The sequence below is a fragment of the Nonomuraea sp. NPDC003214 genome (assembly GCF_053590035.1).
In genome coordinates this window covers 241,950-253,536 of sequence record NZ_JBSFSX010000002.1, presented here as the reverse complement: position 1 = coordinate 253,536, position 11,587 = coordinate 241,950, and the positions used below count along the sequence as shown (strand labels likewise).

Annotated in this window: 7 protein-coding genes; 3 read left to right on the top strand and 4 right to left on the bottom strand. The window is 71.6% G+C overall.

What is annotated here, in order from left to right:
• Positions 1 to 198: 198 nt before the first annotated feature.
• Together ACWDXC_RS06095 and ACWDXC_RS06090 are read left to right on the top strand one after the other, a co-directional pair.
• Positions 199 to 3,210 (top strand): M14 family zinc carboxypeptidase, encoded by a 3,012-nt coding sequence (locus ACWDXC_RS06095; protein WP_449978571.1) that lies wholly within the window; start codon positions 199 to 201, stop codon positions 3,208 to 3,210.
• Between the two features lie 105 nt (positions 3,211 to 3,315).
• Entirely contained in the window at positions 3,316 to 4,749 is a 1,434-nt protein-coding gene (locus ACWDXC_RS06090; protein WP_219506973.1) for an aldehyde dehydrogenase, read from the top strand.
• Positions 4,750 to 4,902: 153 nt separating this feature from the next.
• On the opposite strand, the gene ACWDXC_RS06085 is transcribed toward ACWDXC_RS06090, so the two are convergent.
• The 4 genes from ACWDXC_RS06085 to ACWDXC_RS06070 all read right to left on the bottom strand — a co-directional run bounded on the left by ACWDXC_RS06085 (position 4,903) and on the right by ACWDXC_RS06070 (position 9,420).
• Positions 4,903 to 5,667 carry an alpha/beta hydrolase gene (locus tag ACWDXC_RS06085; protein ID WP_449978567.1) on the bottom strand — a complete coding sequence of 255 codons (765 nt, stop codon included), beginning with the start codon at positions 5,665 to 5,667 and terminating at the stop codon, positions 4,903 to 4,905.
• Positions 5,668 to 5,677: 10 nt separating this feature from the next.
• Positions 5,678 to 6,040 (bottom strand): AMP-binding protein, encoded by a 363-nt coding sequence (locus ACWDXC_RS06080; protein ID WP_219506974.1) that lies wholly within the window; start codon positions 6,038 to 6,040, stop codon positions 5,678 to 5,680.
• 58 nt (positions 6,041 to 6,098) lie between these two features.
• Positions 6,099 to 8,564: an ATP-binding protein gene (locus tag ACWDXC_RS06075; RefSeq protein ID WP_449978564.1), complete on the bottom strand. Its 2,466-nt coding sequence runs from the start codon at positions 8,562 to 8,564 to the stop codon at positions 6,099 to 6,101.
• Between the two features lie 112 nt (positions 8,565 to 8,676).
• Positions 8,677 to 9,420, bottom strand: coding sequence for an AMP-binding protein (locus tag ACWDXC_RS06070; protein ID WP_449978561.1), 744 nt, complete (start codon positions 9,418 to 9,420; stop codon positions 8,677 to 8,679).
• A gap of 192 nt (positions 9,421 to 9,612) precedes the next feature.
• Here ACWDXC_RS06070 and typA point away from each other — a divergent pair, with 192 nt between their 5' ends.
• Complete coding sequence (gene typA / locus ACWDXC_RS06065; protein WP_219506987.1) at positions 9,613 to 11,463, top strand: translational GTPase TypA; 1,851 nt, start codon at positions 9,613 to 9,615, stop codon at positions 11,461 to 11,463.
• The last annotated feature ends 124 nt before the right edge of the window (positions 11,464 to 11,587 follow it).

Genomic DNA, 11,587 nt, shown 5'->3' with positions numbered 1-11,587 from the left:
CACGACCTCCCCTCGTAGACGGTCGAGACTATAGAAGATGATCTTCAAGCCTGTCACCTGAACAGTGGAACTCGTGCCTCATTGACCCCCCAAGTGCCCATATGTCCGATATAAGCGGTATATAAAGTTGGGCCTTGCCGAGAGCGTGAACCCGGATTGAGATGGCGGTCGAACTCGTCTCTGCGAAGGGGCAGACCCGTGTCTCGATCACTCACCATCGTCTCAGCCGTCATCATCGGCTTAGCCACGTCCATGGTCGCCCTGGAAGCCCAGGCGGCCGTGGACCCGCTGCCGCCCGGCGACAGGATCGAGCTCTACCAGCTCGACAGCCCGCCGGGCACCGCCCAGGCCCTCCGGGAGCAGGGCTTCGACGTCGTCCAGCAGGAGATCAAGGACGGTCGGGAGCACGTCGAACTGACCGCCGCCCAGGCCGACCTGGCCGGGCTGAAGAAGCTCGGCCTCAAGCCCGAGCCGGTGCGCAACCCCCAGGGTCAGACCCAGCTGGAGGCCGCCAGGACCCAGGCGGCCGGCGGCTACACCGTCTTCAGGTCGTACTCCGAGCCCGGCGGCATCGCCGACCAGCTCAGGGCCATCGCCGACGCCAACAAGGACGTCGTGAAGCTCCAGTCGATCGGCAAGACCGTCCGGGGCCAGGACATCCTCGCCGCCAAGGTCAGCACGATGGCCCGGCTGCTGCCCGACGGGATCAAGCCCGCCTCGCTGTTCTCCGCCACCCAGCACGCCCGCGAGTGGATCGCCACCGAGGTGGACATGCGGCTGCTCAAGCACGTGGTGGCACACAAGGGCGAGCTGCGCGACCTGCTGAACAGGACAGAGCTGTGGTTCGTGCCGGTGGCCAACCCCGACGGGTACGACTTCACCTTCACCGAGGGCAACCGGCTGTGGCGCAAGAACCTGCGTGACGTGAACGGGGACGGGCAGATCACGCTGGGCGACGGCGTGGACCCCAACCGCAACTTCCCCACGAACTTCCACTACGACGAGGAGGGCTCCTCCTCCATCCCGAGCAGCGAGACCTACCGGGGCGCCGGCCCGGCCAGCGAGCCGGAGACCAGGGCCATGGACGGGCTGATGCGGCGCGTCCGGTTCGAGACGCAGCTCAACTACCACTCCTTCGGGCCGCTGCTGCTCTACCCGAGCGGCTTCCAGATCGCCACGGAGACGGCCGACAACCCGATCTACGAGGCGCTGACCGGCACCGACGACCGGCCTGCGGTGCCCGGCTTCGACCCTGACCTGGGCGCCGAGCTCTACACGACGAACGGCGACACCAACGACCACGCGCACCGCCAGTACGGCACGCTGTCGTGGACCCCGGAGCTCAACGAGGGCTGCGACGGCTGCGGCTTCGTCTTCCCCGACGACGAGGCGCTGGTGCAGGCCGAGTTCGAGCGCAACCTGCCGTTCGCGCTCGACGTGGCGCGCTCGGCCGTCAACCCGGTGGAGCCGGTCACCCACCTGGGCAACAGGACGCCGGACTTCGTCGTGGACGCCTTCGGCACCAGCCACGGCCGCACCCAGGCCGTCCAGGTCAACGCCAAGCGCAAGCTCGGCCCGGTCTTCCTCAACTACCGGGTCAACGGGGGCCGTACGAAGACCGTCCTGACGCGTGAGTGGCGCGGCGGCGAGCGCTACGGCGACGGCTACGACCGCTACTACCACCGGATGCGCGGCACGGTCACGGGCACCCGGCCGGGCGACAAGGTGGAGGTCTGGTTCAGCGCGTTCGGCAAGAAGAGCGACGCGTTTACGTACGAGGTGGCCGCGGACATCGGCGGCAAGGTGCTGGTGCTGGCGGCCGAGGACGTGACGGGGATCAGCCCGGCGCAGGGCGTGACCGAGGCCAAGTACGCCGACGAGTACGCCAAGGCGCTCGACGAGGCGGGTTACAGCTCCGACGTGTACGACATGGACAGGAACGACCGGAAGGCGCCGCACCCGCTGGGCGTGCTGAGCCACTACGACGCGGTCGTCTGGGAGACCGGCGACGACATCATCCCGCGCAGCGTGGGCCAGGCCCCCGGCACCACTTCCAAGGCGGGCGTGGACGTCGAGCTGGCCGTGCGCGACTATCTGAACGAGGGCGGCAAGCTGCTGCACGCGGGCAAGTACCCGTCCTACGCGGCCAACGCCAACGGGTCCTACTACTACCAGCCCGACCAGCCGGCGCGGCCGGAGTGCGGCGAGCCGAGCGACCCGCCGTGCATCCCGGTGTTCAACGACTTCCAGCAGTACTGGCTGGGCGCGTACGTGTTCTTCGACAACGCGGGCAGCGACGCGGCCGGGCAGCCGTTCGCGCTGGGCGGGACCGGCGGCCGGTTCGAGGGCTTCTCCGCCACGCTGGAGCCGGACGTGCACACGAACTCGTTCGTGGCCACCTCGGCGATCCTGCCGCCGGACCAGTTCCCGCTGTTCGCCAGCTCGGCGCCGGTCAAGTGGGTGCGGCCCGGCGGCCCGTTCGACCCGCACACCGGCTCGTGGGACGTCTACAGCGGCATCGCCGACGTGTCGTGGAAGCGGCTGACCAGGACCTTCGACCTGACCGGCAGGAGCAGCGGCGAGCTGACGTTCTGGACCTCCTACGACACCGAGTCCGCCTGGGACCACCTCATGGTGGAGGCCAGGACGGCGGGCGGCGACGACTGGACGACGCTGCCCGACGCCAACGGGCACACCACGCAGGCGACCGGCAGCAGCTGCCAGTCGGGCTGGAGCGACATCCACCCGCACGTCCTGCGCTACCAGGGTCCGCAGTGCGAGTCGACCGGCACGTCCGGCTCCTGGAACGCGGCCTCCGGCAACTCGGGCGGCTGGCAGCAGTGGAAGATCGACCTGACCCCGTACGCGGGCAAGACGGTCGAGCTGTCGATCTCGTACGTGAGCGACTGGGGCACCCAGGGCGCCGGCGTGTTCCTCGACGACGCCACGGTGACGCTGGACGGGGCGACGGCCGAGGAGACCTCGTTCGAGTCGGACCTGGGCGGCTGGACCGTGGCCGGGCCGCCGGAGGGCAGCGCGCCGTCGATCAACAACTGGTTCCGCACCGACCAGGTCTTCGAGGAGGGCGCGGGCATCGTCACGAAGGACACCGTCTACCTGGGGTTCGGCGCTGAGAGCGTGGTCGATCAGGCCGCGCGGGCCGACCTGGTGAAGCGGTCGATGCAGCACCTGCTGGGCAGCCGGCGCTGACCGCGGCGAGGGGCGCGGCGCGCGGTGCCGCGCCCCTCTTGCGCGCCCGGACAGAACATGGTTCGGTCGAGAGCATCACCACCGGTCAAGCAGGAGGCACACGACATGCGCCGGCACGACAAGCTGTTCATCGGGGGCGAATGGGTGGCCCCGGCGGGCACCGGGACGATCGACGTCATCTCCCCCCACACCGAGGAGGTCGTCGGCCAGGTCCCCGACGGCACGGCCGAGGACGTGAACCGGGCCGTCGCCGCCGCCCGGGAGGCGTTCGACCACGGGCCGTGGCCCCGCCTGAGCTTCGCCGAACGCGCCGAGGCGATCGGCAGGCTGGCCGAGATCTACACCGCCCGGCAGGGCGAGCTGGCCGCGCTCATCACCGAGGAGATGGGCTCGCCGATCACGTTCTCCAACCTCGCCCAGGCGCCGCAGCCGCTCGCAATGCTGCAGTACTACGCCGAGTACGGCCGCACGTTCGAGCAGGAGGAGCAGCGGCCCGGCCTGTTCGGGCCGGTCACCGTGCGGCGCGAGCCGGTGGGCGTGGTGGCGGCCGTGGTGCCGTGGAACGTCCCGCAGTTCGTCACCATGACCAAGGTCGCGCCCGCGCTGCTCGCCGGGTGCGCGATCGTGCTCAAGCCCGCCCCCGAGACGCCGCTGGACGCCTACCTGCTGGCCGAGATGGTCCAGGAGGCCGGCATCCCGGCGGGCGTGCTCAACATCGTGCCCGCCGGCCGCGAGGTCAGCGAGCACCTGGTGTCCCACCCGGGCGTGGACAAGGTGGCGTTCACCGGGTCCACCGCGGCGGGCCGCCGCATCGCCTCGATCTGCGGCGAGCAGCTCAAGCGCGTCAGCCTGGAGCTGGGCGGCAAGTCGGCGGCCATCGTGCTGGACGACGCCGACCTGCCCTCGTCGATGGGCATGCTGGCGATCGCCTCGCTGATGAACAACGGCCAGGCGTGCGTGGCGCAGACCCGCATCCTGGCCTCGCGCAACCGCTACGACGAGGTCGTGGAGGCGGTGGCCGGCATGGTCACCTCCCAGGCCGTCGGCGACCCCGCCGACCCGGCCACCGGCATCGGCCCGCTGGTCGCCCGGCGGCAGCAGGAGCGCGTCGAGGGCTACATCAGGGCGGGCATGGAGGAAGGCGCCAAGGTCGTCGTCGGCGGCCTGGACCGGCCCTACGATCGCGGCTGGTACGTGGCGCCGACCGTCTTCGCCGGCGTCTCCAACGACATGCGCATCGCCCGTGAGGAGATCTTCGGCCCGGTCCTGGCGGTGATCCCGTACGAGGACGAGGCCGACGCCATCAGGATCGCCAACGACAGCGACTACGGCCTGGCCGGGACGGTCTGGACCGCCGACGCCGACCACGGCATGGAGGTGGCCCGCCAGGTCCGCACCGGGACGTACGGCGTCAACTGCTACATGATCGAGCCGAACGTGCCCTTCGGCGGCTACAAGGCGAGCGGCGTCGGCCGCGAGCTCGGCCCCGAGGGGCTGGCCGGCTATCTGGAGCACAAGACGATCGCGCGGCTCGGCTGACGACGCCGGTGGTGGCCCAGCGAGCCCCCGCAACGCTGGGCCACCGACCGACTACTAGAAGTATGTCCCAGTCCACCACCGGCGGCGGTTTCCTTCCCCAGGGACTTTCTCCTGGCGGATTCTTACCTTCCGCCCTAGGTAGACGCTTATTACTCAGGAAAAGTTGGAAGAGATCCACTTTCCGATGCGACGGATGAGTTCGGGGGTCGCCGCGGACTCCGCGTGGCCGAAGCCGGGCTCGATCCAGAGCTCCTTCGGCTCCCGCGCGCCCTCGTGGAGCTGGTGCGCGTGGTCCAGCGGGAAGAACGCGTCGGCGTCGCCGTGCACGACCAGCAGCGGCACCGGCGAGATCAGCGCCGCGGCCTCGTGCGGCGGCATCGGCAGCGGGTCCCACCGGCCGCTGGAGATCCTGGTCCGCTTCGCCATCCGCGCCGCCCACCGGCCCACCGGCCGCTCGATGGCCCAGTGCACCTGCCGCATCGGCCGGGTGCCCCGGTAGTACCAGCGCGCCGGGCCGCTCACCGCCACCACCGCGTCCACGCCGCCGCGCAGCCCCGCGTGCCGCACGGCCACCGCCGCGCCCATGGAGAACCCCACCACGGCGATCCGCCGGTAGCCGATCACCCGGGCGTGCCGCACGGCGGCGTCCACGTCGAGGATCTCCAGGTCCCCCACCGTGCTCCGGCCGCCGGAGCGCCCGTGGCCGCGGAAGTCGAAGGCCACCACCCCGCCGGTCTCGCTCAGCACGTGCACGATGCGGCGCGCCGTGCGCTCCCGCCACGACCCGGTGAACCCGTGGGCCACCACAATGCCGATCTCCTGGCCGATCTCCTTACCGGTGGGCGCCGTGTGCGCGGCGTCGATCCGGACGCCGTCCTCGGTCCTGAGCATGACGGGGAAGTGGGGCGCGAAAGGCATGCACCCGAGCTTAGAACGGGCCGTCACGCAGGTCGGCGACGCCCAGCACGACCCGTACGCGCGACTCGTCTGCCGCCTCCCTGACCGCGACCAGATCCGTGATCAGGACGCGGGCGCGGCTGGCCCGGATCCGGTCGCGCAGCAGGCCGGGCTCCAGGTCCGGCGACACCGGCCAGGCGATCCCGCCCGCGGCGATCACCGCGTCGGCCGCCACCAGCAGGTCAGGGCCCACCGGCAGGCAGACGAGGACCGTGTCGCCCGCGCGCACCCCGCGCCGCCGCAGCACGACGGCCGCCGCCGCCGACCTCTCGTCGAGCTGCCGTTCGGTGATGGTCCGGCCGGTGCCGGGATCGACCATGACGATGCGCTCCATACGGGCCAACGTTAGGCAGGCCACTCCCCCGGATACATGGGGCGGAATATGCAGATCCCTATGCAGAAGGCTGCTCGGCCGCCCAAACGGCGATCTGCGCGCGGGAGGTGTAGCCGAGTTTCTCCATGATGTTGGCGATGTGCCGCGCCACCGTCGCCGGGCTGATCACCAGTTCCTCGGCGATCGCCCGGTTGGACAGGCCGCCGGTGAGCAGCCCGGCGATCTCCCGCTCGCGGGCGGTCAGCGGCGAGTGACCGACCGGCAGCGCCGCGACGAGCGGGCCGGCGGCCGACGGGGTGATCGCCAGTGGCATCGCGCCCGGCGGGGCGGGCGGGCCCGGGTCCGCCTCGGGGGGCCGGACGCCCTCCAGGACGAGCCGCGCGGCGTCGTCGGGGCTCATCCGCCCGCCCCGCGCCCACAGCGCGGTCGTGCGGCCCTCGCCGAGCTTGGCGCGGGCGCGGGCCACCAGCTCCTCGATCCGGGCCGTGCCCGACCGCTGCCCGATCGACGCGCGCAGCGCGGCGGCCGCCGCCGCGGCAGGCACCGCGCTCTCCAGGTCGCCCTCGGCCTCGGCCAGCACCGACAGCCCGACCAGGCAGCGGGCCACCCCCTGGCGCTGGCCGGTGCGCCTGCTCAGCTCCAGGCTGGCCGCCAGCCGCTCGCGCGCCGTCGCGAACTCCCCCAGCAGCGCCGCCACCCGCCCGATCCTGGCCAGCACGCGCGCCAGGTCGACGCCGCCGCCCAGCTCGTCCAGCCAGGGCACGGCCAGCTCGTAGCGGGCCTTGGCGGTCGCCAGGTCGCCACGCGCCTCGGCCACCGCGCCGAGCTGGGTGGCGGCCCTGGCCATGATCCACCGGTGGCCGTGCTCGCACGCCCTGGCCAGCGCCTCGTCACCGTGCCGCTGCGCCTCGCGCAACCGGCCACGGACCAGCGCGACCGCCGACAGGCCCGCCAGCCCGGCCGCCTGGTTCCACGTGTCTCCGGCCGCCGTGGCCAGCGCCAGGCCGAGCTCGGCGTGGTGAGCGGCCTCGCCCGCCCGGCCCATGCGCAGCAGCACCATGACGAGCAGGCTGTGCATGACGCACCGCTGGAAGCCCTCGTCCAGGTCCTCCAGGCTGCGCAGCGCGTACTCCAGCGAGCGGCCCAGCTCGTCCCTGGCCTCCAGGCCGTAGGCGAGGAACCCGTCGGCCTGGGCGACGCGGCCGGGCGTCACGCCGCTCAGGTCGAGGGACAGCAGCCGCTCGATCCAGCCGACGATCTCCAGCGGGTTGCCGCTGACCGGCAGCAGCCCCGTACTGGTCGAGCAGAGCCGCAGCGCCCGGTCGACGTCGCCGGACTCGGCGGCCCAGTCGAGCGCGGCCCGCTGGTCGTCGAGCAGGCCGCGGCTGCGCGTCAGCGCCTCAAGCCGGCGCGGCCACGGCACGCCGGGCTCGACCAGCTCGGTGGCGAAGTAGCGCTCCTGCAGCTCGCACAGCACGGCCAGGTGGCGCTCGCGCAGCACGTCGTGCTCGCCGGCCTCCCGCAGCAGCCCGGCCGCGTAGTGGCGGATGGTGGCCAGCAGGCGGTAGTGGCTGCGCGACTCGTCGCAGAGCACCAGCGACTTGTCCACCAGCGCGCCCAGCAGGTCGACCAGCTCGGACCCGGCGATCGGCGGGCCGCCGCACACCTGTTCGGCCAGGTCCAGGTCGAACGGCCCGGCGAACACCGACAGCCTGCGCAGCAGCACCTGCTCGCGCTCCGACAGCAGGTCGTAGCTCCACTCGACGGCCGCCAGCAGCGTGCGCTGGCGGGCCGGGGCGGTGCGCTCGCCGGTCGTGAGCAGCGAGAACCGGTCGTGGACGCGGTCGGCGATCTGGCCGGGGCTGAGCAGGCTGGTGCGGGCCGCCGCCAGCTCCAGCGCCAGCGGCAGCCCGTCGAGCTCCCGGCACAGCCGTACGACGTCGGGCAGGCTGCCGTCGTCCAGCCGGGTGCCCGCGGCGGCGGCCCGGTCCAGGAAGAGCCGCACCGACTCGGCCCGCGCCTCCGCGCCCTCGGGCAGGTCGAGCGGCGGCACCCGCCAGACGAGCTCGCCCGCGATGCGCAGCGGCTCGCGGCTGGTGGCCAGGATCGCCAGGTCGTCCCAGGAGGCCAGCAGCGCGGCGGCCACCTCGGCGCACTCGTCGATCAGGTGCTCGCAGTTGTCGAGCACGAGCAGGCAGCGCCCGTCGCGCAGCCGGGCGGCGACGGTGCCCAGCAGCGGCCTGCCGCGCTCCTCACGCACGCCCAGCGCGCGGGCGATCTCGCGCACGACCAGCTCGGGCCGGCTGATCCTGGCCAGCTCGGCCAGCCACACGCCCTCCGGGTAGGCGGGCGCGCACTGCGCCGCCACCCGCAGCGCCAGCCGGGTCTTGCCGATGCCGCCGATGCCGCACAGCGTCACCAGGCGGGCGTCTCCGACGAGCCGGCACAGCTCGCCGATGTCGCGCTCGCGGCCGACGAAGCTGTTGGGCTCCGCCGGGAGGTTGTGCCGGGGGGCTTCTCGCATGTGGTCACCCTGCGTCGCGGAAGGATCACACTCTCCCACAGTGTGACACTTTCCACGCGACGAGCCAGCTTTCCAGGGGATGGCCGGGCCTTCTAGGGGCTGAGGGAGTCCGCTAGGGGATGAGGGAGTCGACCAGCGCCCGTTCGTCCAGCACCCGCAGCGACGGCTCGCCCAGGAGGCGCTTGGCCAGGTCGTGGGGGGCGACGGCGAGCGTGGCGCGGCGCTCCTGGGCCAGCACCCGGCAGCCGATCAGCGTCGGCTCGTGGGCGACCACGACGTGCGCGCCCACCATCAGCGCCAGGTCGAGCAGCCGCAGCCCGGTGAACACGTCGCTGACCGCCGCCAGCACCACGTCGCTGCTTCTCACGCTCAGCCGGGCGGGCAGCACGCGCAGGTCGCGGCCCAGCTCGGTGTGGTCGAACACCCGGCCGCCCAGCGCCAGCGCCGGCCCCGCCAGCGGCCCGAACTCCAGCTCGCCGTGCCCGCGCAGCTCGCCGAACGGCGCAGCCCCCGGCTCGGCCCGCACCGCGAAGACCCGCTGCACTCCCGCCGCGGCGGCGGCGTCGGCCGGACCCTGGCCGATCATGAGCCGCGCGTCGGCGGAGGCGTCGAGCGAGGCGATGCCGCCCGCCCAGGCGACGCCGTGGACGGCGACGGGGAGCGACGCCCCGACGGGCAGGCGCACCAGCACGCGCTCGCCGCGCCGCAGTCCGTGGCGATGCAGACCGGCCGCCACCTGCTTGACCCGGCTCGCGAAGATCGCGTAAGACAGCACCTCACCGCTGCGGACGTCGCTCACGGCCGGCCGGTCACCTCGCCTCGGCGCCGCCCCCATCACCAGTTCAGACCAGGTCATGCGGTCAATGTAGGGACCCCGGCGGGCTTCGCCATGCGCACAAATGTGCAACACCATATGTATGTCGCGGCATCACCATGTGTACGCCCGCCCGTCAGGTGGTCCTGCTCTTGCCATTCGAGGGGATCAACTAGACTTATAAGGTCGCGACATCGCGCGGCCGCCTCCACGAACACAGAGCGAGACCTCATCATGCCTTTGAACAGCCGCGACGACCTGCGGAACATCGCGATCATCGCGCACGTCGACCATGGCAAGACCACGCTCGTCGACGCCATGCTCTGGCAGTCCGGGGCATTCCGCGCGAATCAGGATGTCGATGACCGCGTCATGGACTCCAACGACCTCGAACGCGAGAAGGGCATCACCATTCTCGCGAAGAACACCGCCGTCCAGCACGGCGGGATGACCATCAACATCATCGACACGCCGGGCCACGCCGACTTCGGCGGCGAGGTCGAGCGCGGCCTGTCGATGGTCGACGGCGTGGTGCTGCTGGTCGACGCCTCCGAGGGGCCGCTGCCGCAGACCCGGTTCGTGCTGCGCAAGGCGCTGTCGGCCAAGATGCCGGTCATCCTGTGCATCAACAAGGTCGACCGGCCCGACGCGCGCATCAAGGAGGTCGTGGACGAGGTCTACGAGCTCTTCATGGACCTCGACGCGACCGAGGACCAGATCGACTTCCCGATCGTGTACGCCTCCGCGAAGGCGGGGCGGGCGTCGCTGGCGCGTCCCGAGGACGGCGGCATGCCCGACTCCACCGACCTCGAGCCGCTGTTCGACATCATCAAGTCGACGATCCCGGCGCCCACCTACGACCCGGCCGCGCCGCTGCAGGCGCACGTCACCAACCTCGACGCGTCCTCCTACCTGGGCCGCATCGCGCTGTGCCGGATCCACCAGGGCGTGATGCGCAAGGGTCAGCAGGTGGCCTGGTGCCGCACCGACGGCTCGATCCAGAAGGTCAAGATCACCGAGCTGCTGATGACCGAGGCGCTGGAGCGCAAGCCCGCCGAGGAGGCCGGGCCCGGCGACATCATCGCCATCGCGGGCATCCCGGAGATCATGATCGGTGAGACGCTGGCCGACCCCGACGACCCGCGCCCGCTCCCGCTCATCACCGTCGACGAGCCGGCCATCTCGATGACCATCGGCACCAACACCTCGCCGCTCGTCGGCAAGGTCAAGGGCTCGAAGGTCACCGCCCGCATGGTCAAGGACCGCCTGGAGAAGGAGCTCGTCGGCAACGTCTCCCTGCGCGTGCTGCCCACCGAGCGGCCCGATGCCTGGGAGGTGCAGGGCCGTGGCGAGCTGGCGCTGGCCATCCTGGTCGAGCAGATGCGCCGCGAGGGCTACGAGCTGACCGTCGGCAAGCCGCAGGTCGTCACCAAGGTCATCGACGGCAAGGTGCACGAGCCGGTCGAGCGTCTGACCGTCGACTGCCCCGAGGACTACCTCGGCGCGGTCACCCAGCTCCTGGCCGTCCGCAAGGGCCGCATGGAGCACATGACCAACCACGGCACCGGCTGGATCCGGATGGAGTTCGTGGTGCCGGCGCGCGGCCTGATCGGGTTCCGCACCGAGTTCCTCACCGAGACGCGCGGCACCGGCCTGGTGCACCACGTGTTCGACTCCTACGAGCCGTGGTTCGGCGAGCTGCGCACGCGCAACAACGGCTCGCTGGTGGCCGACCGGTCCGGCCCCGTCACCGCGTTCGCGATGCTCAACCTCCAGGAGCGGGGCACGCTGTTCGTGTCGCCGACCACCGAGGTCTACGAGGGCATGATCGTCGGCGAGAACTCGCGCTCCGACGACATGGACGTGAACATCACCAAGGAGAAGAAGCTCACCAACATGCGCTCCTCCACGAGCGAGGAGACGGAGAAGGTGATCCCGCCGCGCGTCCTGTCGCTGGAGCAGGCGCTGGAGTTCATCCGCGAGGACGAGTGCGTGGAAATCACCCCCGACGCGGTCCGTATCCGCAAGGTGGTGCTCGACGCCGCGACCCGTGGCCGTGCCGCGGCCCGCGCCAAGCGCGCTTGACAGTCGCATTGACTTCGGGCTTGACCGGCCCGGGACATGGGGAAACATTGATTTCCCCATGAAATCTCTCTAGCTAACCACGTCGGTTGACTAGAGAGATTTCTCATTTGGGCGGGACAAATAC

Excerpts from the sequence above, each read along its gene's own strand:
- ACWDXC_RS06090 (WP_219506973.1), top strand. The coding sequence starts at position 3,316 with ATGCGCCGGCACGACAAGCTGTTCATCGGGGGCGAATGGGTGGCCCCG.
- ACWDXC_RS06085 (WP_449978567.1), bottom strand. The coding sequence starts at position 5,667 with ATGCCTTTCGCGCCCCACTTCCCCGTCATGCTCAGGACCGAGGACGGC.
- ACWDXC_RS06080 (WP_219506974.1), bottom strand. The coding sequence starts at position 6,040 with ATGGAGCGCATCGTCATGGTCGATCCCGGCACCGGCCGGACCATCACC.
- ACWDXC_RS06075 (WP_449978564.1), bottom strand. The coding sequence starts at position 8,564 with ATGCGAGAAGCCCCCCGGCACAACCTCCCGGCGGAGCCCAACAGCTTC.
- ACWDXC_RS06070 (WP_449978561.1), bottom strand. The coding sequence starts at position 9,420 with ATGACCTGGTCTGAACTGGTGATGGGGGCGGCGCCGAGGCGAGGTGAC.
- typA (WP_219506987.1), top strand. The coding sequence starts at position 9,613 with ATGCCTTTGAACAGCCGCGACGACCTGCGGAACATCGCGATCATCGCG.